The organism is Bdellovibrio sp. CKG001 (assembly GCF_055397465.1).
Window position 1 is genome coordinate 1,570,250 of the sequence record NZ_AP029173.1, and the last position, 23,622, is coordinate 1,593,871.

Genomic DNA, 23,622 nt, shown 5'->3' on the forward strand with positions numbered 1-23,622 from the left:
CATAAACTTATTTATTCATATTTCAATGACAGCACAGTGGAGTTAGTTTAGTTAATTTGTTTGGCCCCGGGTAACTAATTGAGGAGTTGTTCTAGTGAATCTGATTCTCTCTCCAGGTCTTCCATTGAGCTCGGCATCATCGAGTGTTGAGTTTTTTTGGAGCACTTTCTTGCACGATCCTGCCCGGGAATTTATGTCTCGGCCCAAAAAAGAGTTCCGGGCCGAACTGGTTTCAATTGGCTGTGCTCTTTATTCTAAAGGTGCTCCTCCCACTTCAAAACAGAAAATAGCTTTGACCGAGTTGTCACGGGTTCTAGAGTGGATTCATGCGGGCTCGTTGATTGTTGATGATATCCAGGATGACAGCAAAGAGCGCCGGGGCGGACCCACCGCGCATCGCCTGTACGGGGTTGGTCCGGCCTTGAACCTGGGAAATTGGATGTACTTTGAGGCTTTGAAGGCCTTGCATGCTCTGGATGTCGAGGACTGTGTAAAGCTTAAGATCATCGGCTGTGCGCACGAGGCTATGCACCAGGCCCATCTGGGGCAGGCGCTGGATCTGGGTGCCAACATGATGGATCTTTCTGTTGAACAGATTCAGGAAGTGGTGTGCAAAAGCCATTCATTGAAAAGTGGCGCCTTGGTTGCCTTGGCTTTGCAGGTGGGTGCCTTAATCGGTGATAAAGAAGCAGACCTGCAGCTGTTGCTGGAACTGGGGACGCAGTTGGGTTCTTCGTTGCAGCGCTTTGATGATGTCGGAAATCTGAAGTTTGGCTCGACGGATCTTAAGTCCCTGGAAGATCTGACGTTGGGGCGTCCCTCGTGGATCTGGCTGTATTTAGCCTCGCACGGAACAAAGGAAGAAATGCAGGACTTCAAAAAAACACTGGAAAGTCTGCCGGCGACGGACTTGCTGGAAAGTTTCGTGCAAAGCACAGACTTAAGACAGCGCGCGTATTCCGAGGCGCTAAGAAGGCATCGCGATCTTGAAGAAAAAATTAAAAAGTCTTTTGGCGATCTAGAAAATATCCAGACTCTAAACCTATTAAATAAACTGACAGAGAGAATTGTCCATGCCTATGAATAAAAAAGTTGCAGTGATTGGAAGTGGATTCGGTGGATTGAGTGCAGCCATTCGTCTTCAAGCCGCAGGCTTTGAAGTTCGTATTTTTGAAAAGCGGGATATGCCTGGTGGCCGTGCCTATGTGTACCGCGATAAGGGGTTTACCTTCGATGCAGGCCCGACGGTGATCACGGCGCCGGAGTGTCTTGAGGAACTGTTTGCGTTGAAGAACAAAAAAATGTCCGACTATGTCGAAATGATTCCGGTGTCTCCGTTTTATCGTCTGCTGTGGGATGATGGCTATAAATTCGATTATAGCAATAACACGGAAGAACTCTATGCACAGATTCGCAAAAAATCCCCTGCAGATGCCAAGGGGTATGAAAAGTTTCTGAAGTATTCCGAAGAGGTCTTTAACGAGGGTTACACCAAACTTGTGGCCACGCCGTTTTTGCACCTGTGGAGCATGGTGAAGGTGTCCCCGCAGCTTCTTCGTCTGGGGGCGTACCGCAGTGTGTATTCCGTGGTGTCTAAATACGTCAAAGACGATCACTTGCGCCAGGCGTTCTCTTTCCATTCCTTGTTGGTTGGGGGGAATCCTTACAGCACGTCTTCCATTTACACGCTGATTCACTTCCTGGAAAGAAACTGGGGTGTGTTCTTCCCTCGCGGGGGAACAGGGGCCTTGGTGCAGGCTCTGGTCAGATACTTCACCGAGATGGGGGGCGAGATCCGCTGTCAAAGCGAGATCTCTCAGATTCTGACCAACAAAGGAAAAGTCACCGGGGTTCGCACAGTCCAAGGGGACGTGTGGGATTGTGATGCTGTGGTTAGCAACGGCGATGTCGTGCACACCTACCGTGATCTTTTGGGCAAAGAGCCCATGGCTGCAAAAAAGTCCAAAGAGCTTCAGAACAAAGATTTCAGCATGAGTCTGTTCTTGATCTACTTTGGGACAAAGAAAAAATATCCGAATCTGGCCCATCACAACGTGTTGTTTGGTCCGCGCTATAAAGGCTTGCTGGAGGATATCTTCAGCAATGGCACTCTTCCGGATGACTTCTCGTTGTACCTGCATGTGCCAAGCTTGACGGATCCTAATCTGGCTCCAGAAGGGCATGAGTGCTTCTATGTTTTGGCTCCGGTTGCACACTTGGGCAAAATGAACATCGACTGGAAAAAAGAAGGTCCGGTTTACGCCGAGAAGATCCTGAAATACATGGAAGAAAAGTACATGCCGGGCTTGCGCGAAAATATCGTGACCCAAAGAATTTTCACTCCGGAAGATTTCTCAACCGAGTTGAATTCTTACCATGGTTCCGCGTTCTCGTTAGAACCGAAGCTGACCCAAAGTGCTTACTTCCGTCAGCACAATAAGGACTCTCAAATTCAAGGTTTGTACTTTGTTGGTGCCGGGACTCATCCGGGCGCAGGCGTCCCTGGGGTTGTGAATTCTGGTAAAGCCACTGCGGGCCTGGTTGTTGAGGACCTGATCTGATGACTCAAGGCCAGGAACTGGAACTTCATAAGAGAACCATTCAAAAAGGCTCCAAAAGCTTTGCGGTGGCGTCTTTGTTCTTTTCCCAGCAGCAAAAACAGGCGGCTTGGAAACTTTATTCCTGGTGTCGTTATTGTGATGATCAGATCGACGAGGCCTCAGCGCAAGAGGCCCCCGAAAGGCTTCAGGAACTTGTACGTCTAACGGAATCGTTGCCTACTGCGGGGCCGATGCCGTTTCAGTTTCGGGGTTTGAGTGAGATCCTAGTCAGTCAAAAGATTCCTGTTCAATATCCGATGGATTTGCTTCGTGGGATGCAGATGGACGTTCAGAATCGTCGCTATCAGACCTTGGCGGAACTGGAAGAGTACTGTTACTGCGTGGCCGGGGTTGTTGGACTGATGATGTGCCATATTATGGGTGTGCGCTCGGATCAGGCACTCAAACATGCCATCGCGATGGGAAATGCCATGCAGCTGACGAACATTTGTCGCGACATTCACGATGATGCGAAGTTGGGTCGGTGTTATCTGCCGCAGGATTGGCTGGCTCAGGCCGGCATGACAGAGTCGACGATGTTCCAGGCCGAACACAGGAAGGCCCTGGTGCAGATTCAGGAACGCTTGCTTCAGCGGGCAGATGAACTTTATCGGGACGGCTATTCAGGTCTTCGTTATTTATCACTCCGCTCTTGCTGGGCGGTTTTGATTGCGGCTAAAGTGTATTCACACATTGGCGAACTGATACGTCGGGATCCGGATCGAGGGTTGAACGAGCGTATTTATGTCAGTATTTGGAAGAAATTGTTTTTGATAGGGGCGACGGCAAAGTATTTTGTGCCGCAGGTATGGTTTGCTGTAAAAGCGACAGAATCTGTGCGACCGCCCCGAAGAGTTTGGAGTTTTAAGTGAGTACCAGTTTTGTTAAAGAGACATGGATTTATGCCAGCCGAGTTCGCGAGTTCAGTCTGAAAGACTGGATTGTTTACATTCTTTGGGTCGGAATGATGTACGGTCTGTTTGCCGTGGTGACTCTGTTTATCGGAGTGGGGCATTTCAATGGAGTGAATTTCCCGGCCTATGTTTATAACATCCCACTGGGGATCTTTATTTTCTCCACAGCGATTGCCTTTGATACCATTGGACATCGCACGATCTATAAAGAGTTTTTGCAGAAAGCGGAGGCTCTGGTTCATCACATCACCATTTTTGCAGGTATCACCAGTGTATTAGTGTTGTGTATGGCCTATCACTTCCCGGTGTTCTTAAGAATTCCAGCACTGGTCTTGGTGGCACTCAGTATTGTGTATTCTTTGATTGATGAAGGTCTGCACTGGTATCGCTACCTGGCCCAACATTCCGACCGGGTCGAGATGTGGAGCCATTTCTTCATCTTCGTGGGTCATCTGATTATGATCCTGGCCTGGTGGCAGTGGTACAGTGAGGGTTATCAGGGAGTTAATGAAACTCTTGCTCTTGGGCTTTTCTAAAAACATACAAAGACGCCGCCAAAAAAAGGACGCTGTAAATCATCAATCCCCAAGTGTGCTTGGATTGCACGTCCTGTTTCAGCAAAGAAGCCCAGACGATCTCGCCCAGAAAGCGGGTCGGCAAGTAAGCCGATATTTTCTGAACAACATCGGGCAGGGCTTGAGGTGGCATCCAAAGTCCACCGGCAAACGAGAGTGGCAGATACACAAGATTCGCCAGTGGCACGACAGATTTGGCACTGGCGGCATATCCCAGGCAGGCTCCGAGCAGACCAAAGGGAATAGATCCCAACAGAAGACTTGCCAGAAAATTGGCCCAGGGAAGTTCTTGCCAGTTTAGTGGTGTTGTCAGGATCGCCACGGCAACGACAGCTGCAATCGACAACAAAGAAACCACAAGGGCATTTAAGACCTTCGGCAAAAATGTAAAGACTTTCGGTAAAGGCAGAATGTGCAGATAGTGGGACCAGGGCGTTCCTTTTTCCTGCGCAATTCCGATGGCAAGCTGAAACAGCACGACCCCCAAAACACCAAAGCAGGCAAAAGATCCCGTCAGCATCGCAGCGGCGGATTCATTTTGTGCGTTGGGAACACCAAAGAACCAAAAGAACATCGCCGGAAAAACCAAAGTTGAAATAAGGTACATCGGCTGGCGGGTCAGCTCCTTGAACTGATAATAGGTATGAAGCAGCGTCAGCTTAAGATTTCTTTTCATGATGCTTCTTTCTTAGATGAATAAAAGCCTCTTCCAGCGTGGCAGAAGAAACTTCTAGATCCTCCATTGGGAAGTTTCCGGCAAAGAGCTCTTTTAGCAATGCAACGGGCTGCTGGGTCAGAACCTGATGATTTTGTCCTTCACTGGTCGAGTCTTCGATGAGTTGTGAAACAGGTGCTTTGGGGCTTCGGATTTTCATCGTTTTAAATTTCAGACTGCGAGTGATTTCCGATGTCGGCCCATCGTACAAGACAGTGCCATGATCAATGATAACCACCCGGTGCGCCACCTGAGCCACCTCATTAAGATCGTGTGTGGAAAGAAGAACAGCTCCACCTTTTTGTGCAAAATCGCGAATTTCCTGCCACAGATGAATGCGTGATTCCACGTCAAGACCTGTGGTGGGTTCGTCCAGAACCAGCAACTCGGGTTCTCCAAGTAAGGCACAGGCCAGGGCGACTCTTCGTTTTTCACCGCCGCTAAGTCCACCCATCTGGCGATGCAAGAAGGCCTGCAGATGGAAGTGATTGGTCAATTCCTCGATCGAAGGGCCACGCTCATAGTGGGCCTTCACCAGACGAAGAACCTCAATGGTTTTTAAATGGGTGGGGAAGGAGATCTCCTGTCCGGCATAACCAATCAGGGATTTGTCAGGCTTTTGGATGCTCCCGTGATCGGCGCTTCGCAGTCCCAGCAGGATCTTAAGTGTCGTGCTTTTCCCGGCACCATTGGGTCCCAAAAGGGCCACAATCTGCGAAGGCTCCACGGAAAAGCTCACATCGTGCAGAGCGACCTTGGTGCCATAGTTCTTTTTTAATTTTGAAATGGACAATAGCGGCCGTGTCACGTGTTCTGATTCCGTTCGCCAGTGTTTTTTATAAACTGAGCTTCATAAGCCGGGTGTTGTGTCTTAAGCAAATGATCCCAGAAAGTGTAAAACAGCCCGAAGTTGTATTTATAATAGCGATGATGAGCGGAATGATGCGTTCCTGAAATCAGCCACTTTCCAACAGGGTGGGTTGCGGCTCCTCGTGGTAAAACTTCAAAGCCCAGGTGATTCACAATTGCCGACAAGGTCATCACGGTCAGATAAACCAGCAAAACCAAAGGATGCAATGGAAGGAACAGTAAAATCAAAGGCAACGGCAGCGCCTCGATCAGGGACTCAACCGGATGAAAGGAAAATGAAGCCCAAGGCGATGGCTGCAAAGAAGCATGGTGAACAGCATGAAACCGACGATAAAGCCAAGGGATGTGCAGCAATCGGTGAGTCACATAGAAGTAAAAATCATGAAGCAGGGACAGTAAAAAGCCGCTGACAATGAAATAAGGCCACCCATACTGATCCATCGGCAGATAAAAGCGTGCCCAGCCGGTTTGCCATAAGATCCCCAGCAGCACGCCACCCAGACCGAAGATGACAGAGCTGATGGCCGACCATTTGATTTCGTACAGCTGAATTTTCTTATCAGGCAAAGTGGGATAGATTTGGCGGCTTTTTGCCCAAGGCCAGTTCTTCTTGTAAAATGCGATATAGAAGCAGGTGGTCAAGGCCAAGTAACGAACCAGAACCACCAGAGTCAGGATGATCGTTGCCACAACAAAGTTTCGTGGCTCCAAAAGGTCGAAGGGAATATAGGATTCATACTTCTCGAAGTGGTTCATAATTGATTGCTATCTTAAAGCGCGATATTTGTAAAACATGTTTATAGCTGCAGAAGATAATATTTGGGATTGCCTGATCGTTGGTGGCGGCTTGGCCGGAGGCCTGCTGTTGCAGGCTTTGCGCACAGAGCAACCCACCTTAAAAGTCTTGCTTCTGGAGCGTGGGCACCAGTTAGGTGGCAATCACACCTGGAGCTTTCATGGATCTGATATCCCGCAAGGGGCTCGTTGGTTGCAGCCACTTATCTCAAAGACCTGGCCTTCTTATGAAGTTCTTTTCCCCAAATACCGAAGAAAGATCGAAAGCACCTATTGTTCGATCAAGGCCCAGGATTTTCACCAGTCTCTGCTGGGTCATCATGCAGATCATATTCTTCTGCAGACCCCAGTGGCTGAAGTTCATCGTGATTGTGTCACGTTGTCTGATGGCAGAATTTTTCGTAGCAAAAAAGTGATCGACGCCCGCGGATGGGGGACCTCTTCGGAAGTAAAACGCGGCTATCAAAAATTCGTGGGGCTGGATGTGAAACTTTCTAGACCACACGGACTTCAACACGTGATATTGAAAGACGTCCTGGTGCCGCAAGCAGATGGTTATCGCTTCGTCTATATTCTGCCGTGGAATGAGAAAGAACTGCTTGTTGAAGACACCTATTATTCCAACACACCCAACTTGGATGTGGAAACGATCCAAGCGGGAATTCTGCAATACATCAGTCAAAAGGGGTGGACTGTCGAGACAGTGATTCGACAGGAAGTGGGCTGTCTGCCGCTGGATCTATATCCTTCACCCGTGATGTCCGTAAACGCTCAAGAGCCGCTCAGACTAGGGGCATCGTCAGGAATCTATCAGCCCGTCACTGGTTATACATTCCCGCAGACGGTGACATGTGTTCACGCTTTGGCGACAAGCTCTTTGGATACGTGGGATGTGGTGCTGACAGACGTACAAAAAGGATTTAAGCGGCAAGCTCGTTACTTAAGAACTCTGAACCGCATGATGTTCCTGGCCGCGGTCCCTGAAAAAAGATACGTGATCCTTGAGCGATTCTATCAGCTTTCAGAGGGATTGATTGAACGCTTCTATCAGGGGCGACTCAGTTTGTTTGATAAGTTGCGCATTCTGTGTGGCAAGCCACCTGTTTCTGTTTGGCGTGCGGTTAAAAGTCTTTTTTAAGTCTGGGATATATCAGGGAAAGCCATCTGGAAGCGACGATGCAAATCCTTGTCGCCGTAGGTGTCTTCCGGGCTGTTTAAATCCTCTTCGGAATAACCAGAGAATATTCTGATCACTCGCACAAGTTGGTCCTGAATTTCAAACTGCGCGCGCCATGTGCGATAGGCAATCACGAAGCCGTTTGCATTTGGTTTGACGCGTTTTTTGCGCGCATTGTCCGGTTCAAACTCCAGTTGGTGTTGCAAGAAGCCGCGCAGCTGTTGCAACTGATGAAGCTCCAGCCAATCCAGCTGTTTCTGCGCTGGAGGTGAAAATTCAATAGTGAACTTTTCAGCATCCTTAAGCCATGCGGGCTCAACTTCCGGGAACGAATCGGCGTAGGCGACATAGGGTTTAATATCTAAGATGGGACTGCCATCAAGAAGATCCGCACCTTCGACATGAATTTTAAGCTTTTCAATTGATCGAACCTTCACGCAGCTCATACCCACGGGATTGGGGCGATAGGGCGAACGAGTCGCAAACACACCCAGTTTCTTTTGACTGCCCCGCGGAGGCAGCACCATGGGGTTCCAGTGATCATTGTGATGAAAAAGAAAAATCACCCAAATCCGCTCGCAACCCTCAAGTCCGGTCAGGGCCTGTTCAAAGTTTTTCCCAATTTGCAGTTCGATATAGCCTGAAGAATGAAATTCGTCGGGCTGTCTGCCGGCTTCATAGGGACGAACCTGCGGGCTGCGGAAATAACCAATCGGTGAAAGTTCTACTTTTGGCGCCATTGTCGCATCCATTCAAATCCCGCCACTGCGGCAGTGACACCTACATTTAAAGAATTCTTTCGTCCGCGCAAGGGAATGATGCGAATCTCGTCAATGACTTTTAAAACCTCAGGATCAAGGCCGAATCTTTCATTGCCCAGCACAAAAGCTGTGGGTTCAGGATCAAACTTTTCATAAAGGTCGGTGGCACTGGCAGCGGTTTCCAGCGCAACAATGCGATAGCCTTGATCTTTAAGCTCCTCCAGGCATTCCAAAAGCTTTGGGGCCTCTTCCCAGGCAAGATATTCCTGCGTTCCCATGGCGGTCTTTTCCACCTTCCACTGTGTGGGAAGGGGGGTGTAACCACAAAGATAAATCTTTTCAGCCCCCAGGCATTCAGCAGTTCTGAAAACAGAGCCCACATTGAAGGCCGAGCGGATATTGTCCAGTACAAACACCAAGGGGATCTTTTCCTGAGCTGTGTCGGTCTTGTCATTTTCAATAACCAGAAACTCATCGTCCTGCAGGTTTTTGTGCAACAGTCGTTCAAAGGGAATGGCGTAGCTGACAAAGTGTTTTAGTGTCATACCGCCAACCAGATGTTTTTCCAAAGACGCCAGTCGGCTCACAGCCGGATTGTCAGAGCTGGCAAGGTTTGCGATCTTGTTTTTAAGATCTTTCAGTGGGGCTTCCGCAAAAGAAAAATCCCCCGAGGATTTTTCCAGCTTCAGAAAAAGCTGATGAATCTCTTCGAGGGATTTTTTAGCCTGAGCTGAAAGGCTCATTATTTCACTCTCTGGCCAACCTGTGCGCCATCATCTGCTGACAGAACGAATAAGTCGCTGCCACCAGTTCCCGCCGCCAGGATCATGCCTTCAGACATGCCAAACTTCATTTTACGAGGTTTCAAGTTTACGCACACCAAAACTTTGCGCCCCACCAGTTGTTCTGGTTTGTAAGCAGCTTTGATGCCGGAAATAATCTGGCGAATCTGACCTTCGCCGATATCCACTTTAAGTCTAAGAAGCTTGTCGGCTTCTTTGATCTCTTCCGCTTCGATCACCTGGCCAATGCGCAGATCGACTTTGTCGAAATCAGCAAATTCGATTTCTGCCGGGCGACCTTCAGCTCCCGTCGCCGCAGATGCCGCCGGGGCAGCTGCTTTCGGAGCCGCTGTCGAGGCGGCTTTTTTTGCAGCTTGAAGCTCTTCGTTGATCTTCTTGCCTTCTTCAATCATGGCTTTGACTTTGTCGGCCTCAATTCGAGTTGCCAAGTGTTCGTAGTCATTGATCGGGCAGTTGGTCAGAACTTTATTTAGGTCAGACCACTGGTAAGAGGATTCATTTAAAAGTTTTGCCACTTTGTCGCTGTAGTATGGCAGAACCGGCTTCAGATAAATCGCAAGCAGACGGAACATATTCAAAGTCGTTGTGATGACCTGTTTGGTTCCTGCCGGATCGGTATCGATGGTTTTCCACGGAGCCTTTTCGTCGAAGTACTTATTGGCATCATCCGCCAAACCGCGGATCTCAGTCAGCGCTTTGGCGAAATCACGGGCTTCATAATGGGCCGCAATTCTTTCCGCCGTTTTTTGCGCATGCTCGATCAGCTTTTTGCCTTCAACGTCCGGCTCACTCATCACACCGTCCATTTTCTTTTTCAGCATCTGGCCACCACGGGATCCCAGATTCGTGATTTTACCCACAAGCTCGGAATTCACGCGGCCCGTGAAGTCTTCCAGATTCAAATCGATATCATCCACAGAGCTGTTCAGTTTTGTGGAATAGTAATATCGCAGATATTCCGGGTTCAGATGATTCAGGTATGTTCTTGCGGCAATAAATGTTCCTTTGGACTTGGACATCTTTTCGCCATTGACCATCAAGTGACCATGCACAAAGACCTGATTCGGTGAACGGAATTCCGCAGCTTTCAAGAAGGCCGGCCAGAAGATGGTGTGGAAGCGGGCAATGTCCTTGCCGATGAAGTGATAGATCTCACGACTCGGGTCCTGCCAGATGTCTTTCAGGGTCTTGCCTTGATTTTTCGCCCATTGCTCGGTTGTGGACATGTATCCCATCGGAGCATCCACCCACACATAGAAGAACTTCTTGTTGTTCGTGCCCGGAATCGCAAAGCCGAAGTATGGCTCATCACGTGAAATATCCAAATCCTTCAGGTCTTCATTGAACCACTCCAGCATCTTTTTAGAGATCTCGCTAGAGCAGTGTTTTGGGATCCATTCTTCAAGGTAAGCTTTAAAGTCGTTCAGCTTAAAGAAAATGCTTTCAGAGTCTTTAAGCACCGGAGCATTGCCGCACATGGAGCAATGCACTTCCTTCATGTCGCTTGGAGAGTAAGTCGATCCACACACATCACAGGAATCTCCATACTGCTCTTTGGCGCCACATTTAGGGCAAGTGCCCTTCACAAAGCGATCTGGCAGGAACATCTTGTCGTGATTGCAGTACAGCTGCTGAATCAGCTGCGTGCGGGTGTGGTTGCCTTCCTGCATTTTTTTGTAGAAATACTCGCAAAGAAGGCGGTTTTCTTCAGAATTCGTGGAGCCGAAGTGTGAGAACTGAACCTGGAAGTCCGCAAAATCCTGAGTGTGCTCTTTGTAGCTCTGAGCGATCAAAGCTTCAGGAGTGATCTTCATTTCGCGGGCTTTAACCATGATCGGGGTTCCGTGGGTGTCATCGGCGCAGATGAACACACACTCATGACCTCTCATGTTCTGAAAACGGGCCCAGAAGTCGGCCTGAAGATATTCCACCAGGTGACCCAGATGGATGTATCCGTTCGCGTAGGGAAGAGCACAGGTGATCAGAATCTTACGTTTGTCGTTCATTTATCGAAACTCCACATTTCCAGCTTCAAGGCTATAGACAGCCTTCACAATCTTTACCTCACCCGAGGCCACAGCGTCACGCAGGATTGCAGAGCGTTCTAGCAGATCATTGTTCAAGCCCTCGGCCACCACCATGTCGCCGCAAGAGTCTGAACCCATCAAAACCACCAGATTGGTGCCCAGTGTGCCTACAGAATACTCAAGGCTTTCCTGGACGTTTTTATCCAAGATCAGCTCGCCCGTGCGAATCACGTAAATTTCCCCTAATTTCTGGTCGAAAATGATTTCGGGGGACACTCGAGAATCACTGCAGGTAAAGATTGCAGCGTGAGGTCGCTGCAAAGTGGCAACGCGACGGCGGTCTTTGGCCGAGGCGCCATCGTTACGGAACATTCCTTTTACAAAGCGAGTGTTTCCGTTCTTCAGCCAACCCAGGGATTTTTCAGCCGGAACCGGACCCGCCTCGCGAGGTGTCTTTCCATGGGTTTCGTGAATATGTTGAGCAGCAGCGGCAACAGCCTCTTTCACTTCGGATGCATGGGCTTGTGCTTCGGCATCGTCACCAACCTGAACTGGCGTCATTTCTTTTGCGCCTCCGGTGCTGGTTGCCTGGGAAGGGGCCTCTTTCACATTGCCTTGGGCATCTTTCAGGTAAACTTTGGTTTCTTGATTCGGAGCGCGGTCGCGAGTGAACGACGCACATGCTGTCAGGTTCAGAACCAAAAGGGGAATTAGAAGATGGTTTTGCATTGAAGTCCTCCGTAAGATCTTATTGTCAGGACCTCCCTTGAGTTAGGTCAAATTAAAAACAAAAAAACTACCGTCGTCGTCGCCAAGAAACTAGAATGGGAAAATCATCTCGAAAGCGAGGATCTTATGACATTGCCGGTACTTTCTCCCTCTGAAGTTCAAAAACATCTTTTGCAGCGCCAGTATGCTGCGCAGGGCACGTATCTTGCGATGTACAGTTCTTGGCTGGGTGGGATTGTGAAAGATCCTGGATTGATGATGGTCCCGGTGGACGATCATCTGGTTCATCGCGGGGATGGGGTTTTTGAAGCAATCAAGGTCGTTGATGGGCAGGTTTTCCTTCTGCAGGAACATCTGGAGCGCCTTGAGTCCTCGGCGGGTCAGATTGGTCTGTCCCTGCCGCATTCTTTGCCCGAGATGAAGGAAATTATTTTGCAGACCACAAAAGTTTCCGGCGCGCGCTTTGCGGTGCTAAGGCTCTATATCTCCCGAGGTCCGGGTTATTTTACCACAAACCCGTATGATTCGATCAGTTCGCAAATGTATCTGATTGTGACTTCTTTCACTCCATTTTCTGATGAAAAGTATCTGAAGGGTGTAAAAGTGGGGCGCAGTCATATCGCCCCGAAAGACCCTTGGATGGCTAGAATCAAGACTTGTAACTATCTCCCCAATGTTCTGATGAAAAAAGAAAGTGTGGATCGCAAGATTGACTTCACCATTGGTGTTGACGGGCAGGGCTTCATCACGGAAGGCAGCACGGAAAACATTGTGCTGATTGATAAAGATAAAAATCTGCTTCGTCCGAAGCTTCGTCAGATTTTAAAAGGCACAACGATGATGCGCACGTTTGAACTGGCGGAAAGCCTTGTGGGTGAAGGGGTGCTTAATTCGATTCAGGAAAAGGATCTGAGTGAGCAGGATCTTCTGTCCGCCGCCGAGGCGATGATGATCGGTACGACTTTGGATGTTCTTCCGGTGGTTGAATATGAAGGTCAGAAAATCGGCTCAGGTCAGCAGGGGCCTGCGGCCTTCCGTCTTTTGCAGTTGTTGCGTGAAGACATGAAAAAGGGGCCGAAAACGACCCCTGTGAATTATTAAACTTCCAGTTGAATTTTATCCAGCAGTTCTGGATCACTCAGGACTGCTTCGCCGCCCTTGGCAATTGCTGTCAGCGGATTTTCCGCCACGCGAACCTGCAAGCGAACTTCATTTTGGATGCGCAGATCAAAGTCACGAATCAAAGCGCCCCCACCAGCCAGGGTGATGCCTCTTTCGATGATATCTGACACCAGCTCTGGGGGAGTGTGTTCCAAAGCCTTGTGAATGGCGTTGATAACCTCCTGAATGCAACCGTTCATTGCCAGGCCCACGTCTTCAGAGCTGACTTCCATGGTTCGGTTCATGCCTGTGTCGGCATCACGGCCCGTGATGGTCACGCTGCGGATGTCTTTTTTAGGAACGGCGGTGCCGATGGTGATCTTCAGGTATTCGGCTGTAGACTCAGAGATGTTGAGTTTTTTGTATTTTTTAAAGTAGTCAATGATCGCATCATCCAAACGGTGACCGCCCACGCGAACAGCTTCGCAATAGACGATATCTGCCAAAGCAATCACGGCCACTTCTGTAGTTCCTCCGCCAATATCGATGATCATATTGCCTTCGGCGGATTTGACGTTCAGTCCTGAGCCGATCGCGGCGGCCATAGGCTCGTCAATCAGGAAGACTTCTTTGGCGCCAGCAGCTTTGCAGGAATCAATGACGGCGCGTTTTTCCACTTCGGTCACACCATAAGGCAGGGACACCACCACGCGCGGGCGGGAAAAGGCGCTTTTCACACCCGGTTGGCTGAGGAAGTGCTTCAGCATAACTTCGGAAGTTTCAAAGTCAGCGATGACTCCGTCGCGAATCGGTTTCTGTGCAAAGATGTTGCCGGGGTTGTTCGCCAACTTTTCTTTGGCGTCAGATCCCACAGCAATCACGCGTTTTTTGCCCGGGCTCGTCTGTTGATATGCAATCAGTGAGGGCTCATTCAGGATGATCCCTTTTCCACGCGCTGCAATCAATGTATTGGCTGTTCCCAGATCTACATAAAGATCTGCAGCGGTACCGGTATCGTCCTTAAAGAACCATGACAACATATTTACTTACCGAATCCTTTGTGACTTTCAAATGGGAAGGTGACGAACACAGAAATATAGGAATAAGACTTATTCAAGTCCACACCCAATTCAGCGCCCAGGTTGACTTCATTCCAGTCGACATAATGGAACTCAGTTCCGATGGCGATATTGCTGGCAACGATGTTTTCTTCTTTGGTGTTCAGGAACGTGAAGGGGACTGCTACATAAGGCACAGTCAGGCCGTAATCCGTGTCCACGCGTTTGGAAACCAAAGGTGCGACTTGCAGTTGCAGAAGATTTTCGTCTTCATCGCGAGCCAGGCCCGCACCTACGCGAAAGCCCATGGCCGGTTGATTGTCGACGTCAGGAATCGGAATCCACTTCAGGCTGGCAAAGGCGTTAAAGTCCACGGCGCCAGCCCCCATGCTGATTCGGGCACTGGTGGATTCGTTGATAGAGGTGTCCAGGAAGACGTTGAAGTTTGCTCCACCGCCCTTGTTGGTCAGGATTTGAGGTTCAGCACCCAGTTGGTACTTGCCCGGAGCCAGAACCTCCGCGGATTCAGCAATGCTCAAGTACGCCTGCGCTTGCGAAGATAAAAACAGAGCAAAAACGAAGTATTTAGCAAATTTCATGGATAAAAACCTTTCGATTCAAAAAATCGTAGCGAGTCGCGAATCGTTTGACAAGACTTTGATCCAAAGAGACTCTGATTAGGTGATAAAATTGCCGATTTCTCTTGTGATCATTACTTTGAACGAAGAGGCGCACATTGAGCGCTGCATTCGCTCTGCGCCGTTTGTTGATGATGTGGTGGTGGTGGACAGCTTTTCGACGGATCGCACCGTTGAGATTGCTCAAAAATGCGGCGCCCGGGTTTTTCAGGAAAAATGGAAGGGTTTCGGCCCTCAGAAGGCCTTCGCCACGGCTCAGGCAAAACATGACTGGGTTTTATCTTTGGACGCCGATGAAGCCTTGAGTCCCGAACTGGCCGAAGAGCTTTGCCAGAAGTTTGCCAGTTTGGACCGTGAGGCCGGGTATCTGTTTCCGCGCAAGTCCTATCATTTGGGACGATGGATCACTCACGGCGGGTGGTATCCCGATTATCAGTTGCGCTTGTTTAACAAGTCCCAGTCTCAGTGGAATGCCGCTGATGTTCATGAAAAAGTTGAAGTCAAAAGAAAGCTCAAGGTGAAGCACGATCTGCATCACTGGGTGTTTGACAGCCTGAGCGATCAGGTGGTGACCAATGATCGTTATTCGACCTTGGGGGCTAAGCAGTTAATGGCGTCGGGGAAGAAGTTTTCCTACTTCAAGTTCTTCACGAAGCCTTTTTCGAAATTCATTGAAACTTATATCGTGAAACGCGGATTCATGGATGGACTCCCGGGTTTTATTATCGCGGTCGGAGCCTCTTATTCCATCTTCCTGAAGTTCGCCAAGATGTGGGAGGCCGAGCGTGTTCAGAAAAATTCCAACAGTTAAAGTTCTTTTTTATGTTTTGATGTCTTTGGGTTTTGCACTGAAAGCTCCGGCCGCAGCTCCTAAGTATCCGGCAGTCAGTCAGGTGCGTGGTGCGGTGTGGTTGACCGGGAAGGACGGCAAGCGCCTGTCCTTGCGAAAACCCGTGGCTCTTAGGGAAAAAGCCGTTCTTGAGACCTCATTGGATGGGGAAGTTAAAGTACAACTTGATGAAAAGCGAACGATCACTTTGCTGGGGGCGGGGGAACTGACGATCCCGGTGATTTCCTGGGAAAGTGGTGAGGCGCCGGTGGTTATTCTGAAAACCGGGCAGTTGCGCTGGCAGCAGAGTTTAAAGGACAAGGCGGCTTATAATATAGCCTTACGTTCGGATCTTTTTGAGTTCATCGCCCCGCCGGGGGATTATGTTTTAAGTGTGGATCCGTCTAGGGCTTTGGCTGGCGTGAAGATGTTTGAAGGCTCCATGGAGTTTTCTGCGCTGAACGGGGAAGACAGTGTCCAAGTCCAAAGCGGTCAGCAAGTCAGTTTCCAAGGAGTTCTTGAAGGTGGGGAAATTGCCTACGATATCCTGCTTAAAGGAAAAAAGATCCCACGTGGACGCCTCACGGCCGTGACGGCCCTGGATCTGAAAGAGTTGGCCAAAGCCAGCGAAGCTGAAAAGTTACGTCAGAAAAAAGAGAAGCTTGAAAAACAGCGCCTGGCCAAAGCCAGGGCTATTGACGCAAAAGAAGGGGCCATCTGCCAAAGACCGGCGGGGCGCTTCAATGAATGTTCATGGACCTGCCTGAATAATCCTAAGAAAGAGAAAAAAGCTTGTTTGGTGACCGTGCCAGGGGTGTCTTGCGTGCGCCATCGATGCAACGCCAATGGGGAGTGGGCCGAAGAAACGGTTCTAGATGCCGAAAAAGGCGGCAGTCTTTGTAAGGCGCAGGTTGTCGTAGGTCCTTGTGATTATTAGGACTTTTTAAAATCCTCGATTCTGGGTCATTTTCTTGCTTGCACTTTGTTCGGCAAGGCCCTATAAAAGATCTTCCTTTGTGGTGGGTATAGCTCAGTTGGTAGAGCATCGGATTGTGATTCCGAGTGTCGCGGGTTCAAGCCCCGTTACTCACCCCAATTTTTAGATTTTTATGGACCCCGTCTCGCAAGAGTCGGGGTTTTTGTTTTTAAAGGCGTCGGTCCTTGAGGCGAAAAGAGGGGCCTCAACGAGGCCCCTCTTTTTATTCTAGCTTTTCTTTCAATTATAGGTTGTTGGTCTTTATGACTTCATAGCCGGCCTTTTCAATCAAGGTGGCGATCTCGTCTTTGTCAGCCCCACTCTCAACTTTGACAAGTTTCTGACCGATGTCCACTTGGACTTTTACGTCAGGATCAACTTTTCTGATCTCTCTTTGAATCGAGTTCGCACAGCTTCCGCATGTCATACCTTCCACTTTAAATTCATGCATAAGATCCTCCTTATTTTCTAGATCTTGTTACCCTCAGTTTCGGGCTTCCGGTATTTGGAAGGTCAAAAGAAAAAAATGGATATTTCATTATGAGAAAGAGGCCCAGTGATCTCTTGACCTTCCAATATTTGGAAGCTCTAGGCTGGATACATTTTGGAGGCCGCGCGAAGGCAGGGTGTTCATTTGGCGGGTCCGCCTCCGATGATTGATTCAATCACTCCTCATTTGCTGGACCGTGGAGTGAAAAAACATAACATCTTCGCAGATCCCTTTTATTTCCAAACTAAAGATTCTAATTATTAGAACGTTTGGTTAAGATTAAAGAACGAGGTGACCATGAATATCGGTGAAGCTGCAAAAATTTCCGGCGTTAACGCAAAGTTGATTCGTCATTATGAATCTATCGGTATCATTCCGAAAGCCAGCAGAAGTGAATCAGGTTATAGAACCTATTCGGACGCGGATGTCCATATTCTGTCTTTTGTCAAAAGCGCCAGATCCTTGGGGTTTTCGATGAAAGAAATTAAGAAGCTGGTGAGTTTGTGGAGAAACAAGTCTAGGGCTAGTTCAGAAGTGAAGACTTTGGCTATGAAGCATGTCGAGGAAATGGAAAAGAAGATATTTGAACTGGAACAGATGGTGAGAACGTTGAAACATCTCTCAAAGAGTTGTCAGGGGGATCATCGGCCCGATTGTCCGATTCTTGAAAATCTATCCAGTAGAATGAAATGAGAATCGTTGTAAGTCAGTTGACATAGGTAAAGCTGTGAAGACCGGTGTAAAAAGTATGCCGGCATTCCTAGACGAAACCTTCTGCGCTACTCTTTAAAGACACCAGTAAAGAGGAGTTCTTATGGAGTCGCACGGTCATCATGGACATCACACTCACGGAGAGACTGGCAAGCTGAGGAAGAAGCCGGATTTGATCAAGGACTTGGCGTTGGAGGCCTCTCCTGAGGAGGCCTCGCAGGCAACGGATGTCGAGTATACCTGTCCGATGCATCCAGAAATTCGTCAAATGGGACCGGGTAGTTGTCCTATCTGTGGAATGGCTCTGGAGCCCCTTGTGATTTCGTTGGATCAGGAGGAAGATCGCAGCGAATATCTGGACATGAGAAAGCGTTTTTGGGTCAGCACGCTCTTGAGTGCCCCGCTCCTGTTTCTGACAATGGGAGGTCGCACGTTTATTCATTCTGAAGAAATTCATTCTTTTGTGAAATGGGCAGAATTGACGTTGGCAACACCTGTGGTTTTGTGGGGTGGTTGGCCTTTCTTTGTGAAATTTTGGCTGTCGCTTAAAAATAAAAGTATGAATATGTTTACTTTGATTGGGCTGGGGGTCGGCGTCGCCTATCTTTACAGTCTGGTGGCCGTTCTTATACCGAATGTCTTTCCGGCATCTTTTAAGGATTCGATGACGGGTGAAGTGGGGCTCTATTTTGAGGCCGCAGCGGTCATTGTCACACTGGTCTTGCTTGGGCAAGTGTTGGAGCTGCGGGCGCGGGGGCAAACCAGTGCTGCCATAAAGTCGCTTTTGGGGCTGGCCCCGAAGACTGCGCGCAAGATCAATCCAGATGGGAGCGAAGTGGATATTCCCGTGGAGCACATTCATGTGGGTGATCAGTTCAGAGTTCGGCCTGGAGAGAAAGTTCCTGTTGATGGGATTGTGTTATCGGGGCAGTCCTCGGTGGACGAGTCCATGGTTTCAGGTGAGTCGATGCCCGTTGAAAAACAGGCAGGATCAAAAGTCGTCGGGGCTACCATCAATGGGACAGGGTCTCTGGTTATCCAAGCTGAAAAAGTAGGTAAAGACACTCTTTTGTCTCAGATTGTGAAAATGGTCGCGGAAGCGCAGAGATCCAGGGCGCCAATTCAAAAGCTGGCCGATCAGGTTTCCGCGGTGTTTGTTCCGGCGGTCATTCTGGTGGCATTGCTGTCATTTGGTGTTTGGGCCATCTGGGGGCCGGATCCCAAGCTTGCGCACGGGGTAATCAATGCCGTGGCAGTTCTTATCATCGCGTGTCCTTGCGCTCTGGGGTTGGCGACTCCGATGTCAATAATGGTGGCGTCGGGGCGCGGCGCTTCTATGGGGGTTCTATTCAGAAACGCAGAGGCCATCGAGATGATGAGAAAGGTGGATACGATAGTTGTTGATAAAACCGGGACGCTGACTGTGGGGAAACCCAAGCTTGTAACAGTGAAGACTTTGAATGGGACGCCGGAAAAAGAACTTCTGGCTCTCTCTGCGAGTCTTGAGAAGGCAAGTGAGCATCCCTTGGCGCTCTCAATTGTAGAAGGTGCTGGAGAGCGTGGGGTTGGGCTCCGTGACGTCATTGATTTTAAATCTATTACTGGAAAAGGGGCTCAGGCACAGGTCAATGATCGTCGGATCGCCATAGGAAATAAAGCACTTCTTCAGGAGCTCTCGATCGATTTGGGTAGGGCGGAGGCTGAAGCTGATCGCCTTCGGGAAGACGGTCAAACGGTCATGTACGTGGCGATTGATGGGAAAATCGCGGGCTTGTTAGGTGTCATGGATCCGGTCAAAGAGACGACGGTTCAGGCAATTGAGTCTTTAAAAAAAGCTGGGATCAAAGTGGTCATGATGACTGGAGACAATGAGAAGACAGCACAAGCCGTGGCGAAAAAAGTGGGTTTGGATAGCTATTTCGCAGATGTGCTGCCGCAACAGAAGGCCGAGGTTGTCAAAAGAATGCAAATGGAGGGCGGATTTGTTGCTATGGCGGGGGACGGAATCAACGATGCCCCTGCGCTTGCGCAAGCTCAAGTTGGCATTGCTATGGGAACGGGAACCGATGTTGCGATGAATAGCGCAGGGATCACGCTGGTTAAAGGTGATCTTACGGGAATTGTGAGAGCAAGGTCACTCAGCGAAGAAACGCTCAAGAATATAAAACAAAACCTGTTTTTTGCGTTTGTCTACAACACGCTTGGGGTGCCGGTGGCGGCAGGGCTTCTTTATCCTTTTACGGGACTTTTATTGAGTCCCATGATTGCTGCAGCTGCGATGAGCTTTAGTTCTGTTTCTGTTATTGCAAACTCCCTTCGTCTTAGAAAATTCAAGTAGTCGTGATCAGGCTCCGTTGGGGCGGATAACCATCAAGCTTCCAACAGTGGGAAGGTCCAGCCCCGGGTGACTTTTGTCTCAAAATGGCTAAATGTGTCGATTTTTTCAAAATCCTTGGTGTATCCCTATTGACCTTCCAAACGTTGGAAGCCTTAGAGTGATTTCTATACAAGGAGTGAAGCCATGAAAAATCTAGAAAACACATCTGGCGCGATGACATCCGACTTTGAGACAAACATCCCAATCCGGGGCATGACTTGTGCCTCCTGCGTCTCTCGAATCGAAAAGGCGGTTCGTAAGGTTGAGGGGGTCCGCGAGGTCACAGTCAGTCTCGCAACAGAGTCGGCGAGTGTGAAGATTTATGATCCATCTCAGCTTCCGCTGGTTGTCGGTGCAATTGAAACTGCTGGTTATGAAGTTCCCACTCGTGAGGTGGAGCTCAGTATTGAGGGCATGACCTGTGCCTCCTGTGTAGGGCGAATTGAGAAGTCATTGAAAACCCTGCCGGGATTAAAAGCTGCTGCTGTGAACCTTGCAACGGAAAGGGCTAGAATTAGCTATGTCCCAGGTTTAGTCACCCAGCATGATCTTATCGGTGCCGTTGCAAATGCGGGGTACCTTGCCAAGCCTGTTGAGGACGGCAAGGGGGCCGCAGAGGGGATGGATCAGGAAAAAGAACGTATTCTTAAAAAAGAGCGAAATCATCTTATTATTGCGACCCTGCTTTCGAGTCCATTGGTTGTTCCTATGCTACTAATCCCATTTGGTGTTCACTGGATGCCTCCGGGATGGGTGCAGCTTCTTTTGGCCACGCCAGTTCAGTTCTGGCTGGGCGCCAGATTCTATAAAGCCGCTTGGAAGGCGGTTAAAGCGAAATCCGGCAACATGGATCTGCTGGTTTCTCTCGGCACGTCAGCGGCTTATTTTCTCAGTGTTTATTACCTTGTGAGGTTTGGTGAGCATGTCGGCCACGCTGGAGCCGGACATCTCTATTTTGAGAGCGCAGCTGTTGTCATTACCTTGATCCTTCTTGGGAAGTATCTTGAGTCAAGAGCCAAGCAGCAGACCTCGGCAGCAATCAAGGTCCTCCAAGCTTTGCGCCCGGAAGTTGCACGCGTAAGACGCGAAGGCAAAGAGCTGGAAATCTCAATTGAGGAAGTCCGGCTGGGGGACTTGGTTGTTGTTCGCCCTGGTGAAAGAATTCCGGTGGACGGTATCGTCTTGGAAGGGGCAAGTCACGTCGATGAATCTCTGATTACTGGAGAAAGTCTGCCCGTGTCCAAATCAAGAGGTGACAAGATTACCGGCGGGGCAGTCAATGCGGATGGTCTTCTGGTTATTCAAACGGGAGCTCTAGGCAGTGAAACCACTCTGGCTAGAATCATTCGCTTAGTGGAATCTGCTCAAGCTGGAAAGGCACCCATTCAACGTATGGTGGATAAAGTCAGCAGTGTATTTGTACCGGTAGTGTTGGTGATTGCTCTGGTGACGACCCTTTCCTGGGGGGTTGTGACAGGTGATTGGGAGTCAGCTATTATTGCTGGTGTCGCCGTTCTTGTAATTGCTTGTCCTTGTGCTTTGGGACTGGCAACACCAACTTCGATTATGGTGGGTACGGGTCAGGGAGCAAAGGCGGGTATTTTGATCAAGGATGCAGAGGCCCTGGAAGTGGCACATTCTGTGACGACAGTTGCCTTCGATAAGACAGGAACTTTAACTGAGGGTCGTCCTAAAGTCTCCAGAGTTGCCAGTAAGCGCTCACACAATGAGATTATAGGTCTTGCGGCCAGTGTGCAGGCTGGTTCTGAGCACCCACTTGCAAAAGCAGTTATCGAGGAGGCTCGCAGGATTGGGCTTGCGGTAAAAGAAGCACGTGAATTTAAGTCCATCCCAGGAAGAGGTCTTGAAGCGCGAGTGGACGAAAAGCTCGTTTTTATTGGAACTAAGAGACTGATGGATGAGCGGGGAGTTAGCACAAATGAATTTGAGGCTGAGGCTGCTCGACTGGCTTCACTAGGTCACACGGTTTCTTTTATAGCGCAAGAAGGGGATTCCGGCCCCCTAGGCCTTATTGCTTTCAGTGATAAAGTGAAAGTGACTTCAAAGGCGACGATTGAGGAGCTTAAACGCTTGGGAATCAAGACCGTTATGATCACGGGTGACAATCGCGGCGCAGCTGAAAAGGCGGCACGTGAACTAGGAATTGATGAGGTCAGGGCAGAAGTTCTTCCGCAGGACAAGTCACGTATTATTGAGGAGCTTAAACGAAAAGGTGAAATTGTAGCTATGGTCGGAGATGGTATTAATGATGCTCCGGCTCTTGCTGCAGCCGATGTGGGAATTGCCATGTCGACAGGAACAGATGTCGCTATGCATACGGCCGGCATTACTTTGATGCGTGGAAATCCTTTATTGATCCCAGATGCTATCGAGATTTCCCGGAAAACATACAGCAAAATTAAGCAGAATCTTTTTTGGGCCTTCATCTACAATGTGATTGGAATACCTCTTGCGGCTTTAGGGCTACTGAGTCCTGTGATTGCCGGAGGAGCCATGGCCCTAAGCAGCGTCAGTGTGGTCTCGAATGCGCTGCTACTAAGACGATGGAAGCCGTCAAGCCGTGCTGAGGCAACAGAAGTCATTGAAGATGATGTGGTTTGTCCTCTTCCGATCAAAGGTCAGCTCTAAGTTTGTGACTGCATTATTTGTCATATCTGTAGTTCCGGGGTTGGCCCGGGACTTTTTGGGCGGTCCCAGTAAGAATGTTGGTGGCTTCTTTTTGCGGTGTGTGAAGACTTCGTAGAGTATATTCATGATAGTATAGAAAAAATCCGAATGCGAACTGTTAGGAACAAATATGGTTGACGTTACCAGGACCAAGATGACTTTTGATGTTCGTTCAGAAAGAGTTGATAGCACACAGTCGGTCTCATTTTGTAAAAATGCCCGAATAAATCTTGATACAAATCTTAATGGAAATCCCGACGCATTTAATCCGGCCGAGTTGCTATTGGCGGCATTGTCGGCATGCATGATCAAGGGTATCGAAAGAGTCGTGCCAATTTTGAAGTTTGATTTGCGTGGTGTTGAGGTGAAGGTTCATGGAGTCCGGCAGGACGTGCCTCCGCGAATGGAGTCCATTTCCTATGAAATTAGAGTCGACACAGATGAAGACGATCATCGCATCGCCTTGTTACACGAAAATGTTAAAAAGTATGGGACCGTTTTTAATACTGTGGCTCCGGGAACGGATCTTCAGGGAATAATGGTTCGCAAGGTATTAGGTTGATTTTGTGTTAATCGCCTTGCGGTCTCATTGTCGTCCGTTTTAGAGGTTGCCCTTAGTTGAATAGTTGTAAACCTTTCTGGGTAATTCAAAAAAATATTCTTTTCCAAGTTGAGTGTCCCAAGGAACCACCTCTGAGTGTTGCGATATGATCTGATCTTGCAGCAGTTTTTTCTCTTAAAGATCAAGCCTGCTTCTTTTTCTGCCGATAGAGCTCAGGGAGCGACAG

22 protein-coding genes and 1 tRNA gene are annotated in these 23,622 nt (G+C 49.0%); 13 read left to right on the plus strand and 10 right to left on the minus strand.

Going from position 1 to position 23,622, the window contains the following annotated elements; genetic code table 11:
* Positions 1-94: 94 nt before the first annotated feature.
* Genes ACZ50P_RS07590 through ACZ50P_RS07605 form a run of 4 tightly spaced genes read left to right on the plus strand, consistent with a single transcriptional unit; the run spans position 95 to position 4,050 of the window.
* Positions 95-1,087, plus strand: coding sequence for a polyprenyl synthetase family protein (locus ACZ50P_RS07590; protein ID WP_464134790.1), 993 nt, complete (start codon positions 95-97; stop codon positions 1,085-1,087).
* Positions 1,074-2,561: a phytoene desaturase gene (locus ACZ50P_RS07595; RefSeq protein ID WP_464134793.1), complete on the plus strand. Its 1,488-nt coding sequence runs from the start codon at positions 1,074-1,076 to the stop codon at positions 2,559-2,561. The genes ACZ50P_RS07590 and ACZ50P_RS07595 overlap by 14 nt, the downstream gene beginning before the upstream one ends.
* The gene (locus ACZ50P_RS07600; protein ID WP_464134796.1) at positions 2,561-3,472 is read left to right on the plus strand and encodes a phytoene/squalene synthase family protein; all 912 of its coding nucleotides are present in this window, start codon (positions 2,561-2,563) and stop codon (positions 3,470-3,472) included. The genes ACZ50P_RS07595 and ACZ50P_RS07600 overlap by 1 nt, the downstream gene beginning before the upstream one ends.
* A complete protein-coding gene (locus ACZ50P_RS07605) occupies positions 3,469-4,050 on the plus strand; it encodes a hypothetical protein (protein ID WP_464134798.1) in 582 nt (193 codons plus the stop codon). The genes ACZ50P_RS07600 and ACZ50P_RS07605 overlap by 4 nt, the downstream gene beginning before the upstream one ends.
* On the opposite strand, the gene ACZ50P_RS07610 is transcribed toward ACZ50P_RS07605, so the two are convergent.
* The 3 genes from ACZ50P_RS07610 to ACZ50P_RS07620 are packed head-to-tail and all read right to left on the minus strand — an operon-like array spanning position 4,019 to position 6,430.
* Positions 4,019-4,765 carry an ABC transporter permease gene (locus tag ACZ50P_RS07610; protein WP_464134800.1) on the minus strand — a complete coding sequence of 249 codons (747 nt, stop codon included), beginning with the start codon at positions 4,763-4,765 and terminating at the stop codon, positions 4,019-4,021. The two genes, ACZ50P_RS07605 and ACZ50P_RS07610, sit on opposite strands and share 32 nt — an antisense overlap.
* Entirely contained in the window at positions 4,749-5,612 is an 864-nt protein-coding gene (locus ACZ50P_RS07615) for an ABC transporter ATP-binding protein (RefSeq protein WP_464134802.1), read from the minus strand. Before ACZ50P_RS07615 ends, ACZ50P_RS07610 begins: the two co-directional genes overlap by 17 nt.
* On the minus strand, positions 5,609-6,430 hold the full coding sequence (locus ACZ50P_RS07620) for a sterol desaturase family protein (RefSeq protein ID WP_464134803.1): 822 nt from the start codon (positions 6,428-6,430) through the stop codon (positions 5,609-5,611). The genes ACZ50P_RS07615 and ACZ50P_RS07620 overlap by 4 nt, the downstream gene beginning before the upstream one ends.
* A gap of 37 nt (positions 6,431-6,467) precedes the next feature.
* Here ACZ50P_RS07620 and crtY point away from each other — a divergent pair, with 37 nt between their 5' ends.
* On the plus strand, positions 6,468-7,607 hold the full coding sequence (crtY, locus tag ACZ50P_RS07625) for a lycopene beta-cyclase CrtY (RefSeq protein WP_464134806.1): 1,140 nt from the start codon (positions 6,468-6,470) through the stop codon (positions 7,605-7,607).
* Here the strand turns inward: crtY and tsaA are convergent.
* Genes tsaA through ACZ50P_RS07645 form a run of 4 tightly spaced genes read right to left on the minus strand, consistent with a single transcriptional unit; the run spans position 7,604 to position 11,966 of the window.
* On the minus strand, positions 7,604-8,386 hold the full coding sequence (tsaA, locus tag ACZ50P_RS07630) for a tRNA (N6-threonylcarbamoyladenosine(37)-N6)-methyltransferase TrmO (protein WP_464134808.1): 783 nt from the start codon (positions 8,384-8,386) through the stop codon (positions 7,604-7,606). The genes crtY and tsaA overlap by 4 nt on opposite strands.
* Positions 8,371-9,150 (minus strand): RNA methyltransferase, encoded by a 780-nt coding sequence (locus tag ACZ50P_RS07635; protein ID WP_464134811.1) that lies wholly within the window; start codon positions 9,148-9,150, stop codon positions 8,371-8,373. The genes tsaA and ACZ50P_RS07635 overlap by 16 nt, the downstream gene beginning before the upstream one ends.
* On the minus strand, positions 9,150-11,216 hold the full coding sequence (gene metG / locus ACZ50P_RS07640) for a methionine--tRNA ligase (RefSeq protein WP_464134813.1): 2,067 nt from the start codon (positions 11,214-11,216) through the stop codon (positions 9,150-9,152). The genes ACZ50P_RS07635 and metG overlap by 1 nt, the downstream gene beginning before the upstream one ends.
* Positions 11,217-11,966: a carbonic anhydrase gene (locus ACZ50P_RS07645; RefSeq protein ID WP_464134815.1), complete on the minus strand. Its 750-nt coding sequence runs from the start codon at positions 11,964-11,966 to the stop codon at positions 11,217-11,219.
* A 126-nt stretch (positions 11,967-12,092) separates the two neighbouring features.
* Here ACZ50P_RS07645 and ACZ50P_RS07650 point away from each other — a divergent pair, with 126 nt between their 5' ends.
* Complete coding sequence (locus ACZ50P_RS07650) at positions 12,093-13,067, plus strand: aminotransferase class IV (RefSeq protein WP_464134818.1); 975 nt, start codon at positions 12,093-12,095, stop codon at positions 13,065-13,067.
* On the opposite strand, the gene mreB is transcribed toward ACZ50P_RS07650, so the two are convergent.
* Both mreB and ACZ50P_RS07660 read right to left on the minus strand, forming a co-directional pair.
* The gene (gene mreB, locus ACZ50P_RS07655; RefSeq protein ID WP_464134820.1) at positions 13,064-14,107 is read right to left on the minus strand and encodes a rod shape-determining protein MreB; all 1,044 of its coding nucleotides are present in this window, start codon (positions 14,105-14,107) and stop codon (positions 13,064-13,066) included. The two genes, ACZ50P_RS07650 and mreB, sit on opposite strands and share 4 nt — an antisense overlap.
* 2 nt (positions 14,108-14,109) lie before the next feature.
* Positions 14,110-14,724 (minus strand): hypothetical protein, encoded by a 615-nt coding sequence (locus tag ACZ50P_RS07660; protein WP_464134822.1) that lies wholly within the window; start codon positions 14,722-14,724, stop codon positions 14,110-14,112.
* Positions 14,725-14,815: 91 nt separating this feature from the next.
* Here ACZ50P_RS07660 and ACZ50P_RS07665 point away from each other — a divergent pair, with 91 nt between their 5' ends.
* The 3 genes from ACZ50P_RS07665 (at position 14,816) to ACZ50P_RS07675 (ending at position 16,687) form a co-directional block, all read left to right on the plus strand.
* Positions 14,816-15,574: a glycosyltransferase family 2 protein gene (locus ACZ50P_RS07665; protein WP_464134824.1), complete on the plus strand. Its 759-nt coding sequence runs from the start codon at positions 14,816-14,818 to the stop codon at positions 15,572-15,574.
* Positions 15,549-16,529, plus strand: a complete 981-nt coding sequence (locus ACZ50P_RS07670; protein ID WP_464134825.1) for a hypothetical protein — start codon at positions 15,549-15,551, stop codon at positions 16,527-16,529. The genes ACZ50P_RS07665 and ACZ50P_RS07670 overlap by 26 nt, the downstream gene beginning before the upstream one ends.
* Positions 16,530-16,611: 82 nt before the next feature.
* A tRNA-His gene (locus tag ACZ50P_RS07675) sits at positions 16,612-16,687 on the plus strand.
* Positions 16,688-16,812: 125 nt separating this feature from the next.
* On the opposite strand, the gene ACZ50P_RS07680 is transcribed toward ACZ50P_RS07675, so the two are convergent.
* Positions 16,813-17,019 (minus strand): heavy-metal-associated domain-containing protein, encoded by a 207-nt coding sequence (locus ACZ50P_RS07680; RefSeq protein ID WP_464134828.1) that lies wholly within the window; start codon positions 17,017-17,019, stop codon positions 16,813-16,815.
* A gap of 336 nt (positions 17,020-17,355) precedes the next feature.
* On the opposite strand from ACZ50P_RS07680, the gene cueR reads away from it, so the two are divergent.
* The 4 genes from cueR to ACZ50P_RS07700 all read left to right on the plus strand — a co-directional run bounded on the left by cueR (position 17,356) and on the right by ACZ50P_RS07700 (position 23,396).
* Entirely contained in the window at positions 17,356-17,751 is a 396-nt protein-coding gene (gene cueR, locus ACZ50P_RS07685; RefSeq protein WP_464134829.1) for a Cu(I)-responsive transcriptional regulator, read from the plus strand.
* Positions 17,752-17,872: 121 nt separating this feature from the next.
* Positions 17,873-20,107: a copper-transporting P-type ATPase gene (locus tag ACZ50P_RS07690; protein WP_464134830.1), complete on the plus strand. Its 2,235-nt coding sequence runs from the start codon at positions 17,873-17,875 to the stop codon at positions 20,105-20,107.
* A 183-nt stretch (positions 20,108-20,290) separates the two neighbouring features.
* Complete coding sequence (locus ACZ50P_RS07695) at positions 20,291-22,795, plus strand: heavy metal translocating P-type ATPase (RefSeq protein WP_464134833.1); 2,505 nt, start codon at positions 20,291-20,293, stop codon at positions 22,793-22,795.
* A 169-nt stretch (positions 22,796-22,964) separates the two neighbouring features.
* Complete coding sequence (locus ACZ50P_RS07700; protein WP_464134835.1) at positions 22,965-23,396, plus strand: OsmC family protein; 432 nt, start codon at positions 22,965-22,967, stop codon at positions 23,394-23,396.
* Positions 23,397-23,622 lie beyond the last annotated feature (226 nt).

Coding starts and splice junctions, on each gene's coding strand:
- ACZ50P_RS07620 (WP_464134803.1), bottom strand. CDS start 6,430: ATGAACCACTTCGAGAAGTATGAATCCTATATTCCCTTCGACCTTTTG.
- cueR (WP_464134829.1), top strand. CDS start 17,356: ATGAATATCGGTGAAGCTGCAAAAATTTCCGGCGTTAACGCAAAGTTG.
- ACZ50P_RS07645 (WP_464134815.1), bottom strand. CDS start 11,966: ATGCAAAACCATCTTCTAATTCCCCTTTTGGTTCTGAACCTGACAGCA.
- ACZ50P_RS07695 (WP_464134833.1), top strand. CDS start 20,291: ATGAAAAATCTAGAAAACACATCTGGCGCGATGACATCCGACTTTGAG.
- crtY (WP_464134806.1), top strand. CDS start 6,468: ATGTTTATAGCTGCAGAAGATAATATTTGGGATTGCCTGATCGTTGGT.
- ACZ50P_RS07650 (WP_464134818.1), top strand. CDS start 12,093: ATGACATTGCCGGTACTTTCTCCCTCTGAAGTTCAAAAACATCTTTTG.
- ACZ50P_RS07595 (WP_464134793.1), top strand. CDS start 1,074: ATGCCTATGAATAAAAAAGTTGCAGTGATTGGAAGTGGATTCGGTGGA.
- ACZ50P_RS07600 (WP_464134796.1), top strand. CDS start 2,561: ATGACTCAAGGCCAGGAACTGGAACTTCATAAGAGAACCATTCAAAAA.
- metG (WP_464134813.1), bottom strand. CDS start 11,216: ATGAACGACAAACGTAAGATTCTGATCACCTGTGCTCTTCCCTACGCG.
- ACZ50P_RS07660 (WP_464134822.1), bottom strand. CDS start 14,724: ATGAAATTTGCTAAATACTTCGTTTTTGCTCTGTTTTTATCTTCGCAA.
- ACZ50P_RS07690 (WP_464134830.1), top strand. CDS start 17,873: ATGGAGTCGCACGGTCATCATGGACATCACACTCACGGAGAGACTGGC.
- ACZ50P_RS07700 (WP_464134835.1), top strand. CDS start 22,965: ATGGTTGACGTTACCAGGACCAAGATGACTTTTGATGTTCGTTCAGAA.
- tsaA (WP_464134808.1), bottom strand. CDS start 8,386: ATGGCGCCAAAAGTAGAACTTTCACCGATTGGTTATTTCCGCAGCCCG.
- mreB (WP_464134820.1), bottom strand. CDS start 14,107: ATGTTGTCATGGTTCTTTAAGGACGATACCGGTACCGCTGCAGATCTT.
- ACZ50P_RS07610 (WP_464134800.1), bottom strand. CDS start 4,765: ATGAAAAGAAATCTTAAGCTGACGCTGCTTCATACCTATTATCAGTTC.
- ACZ50P_RS07635 (WP_464134811.1), bottom strand. CDS start 9,150: ATGAGCCTTTCAGCTCAGGCTAAAAAATCCCTCGAAGAGATTCATCAG.
- ACZ50P_RS07680 (WP_464134828.1), bottom strand. CDS start 17,019: ATGCATGAATTTAAAGTGGAAGGTATGACATGCGGAAGCTGTGCGAAC.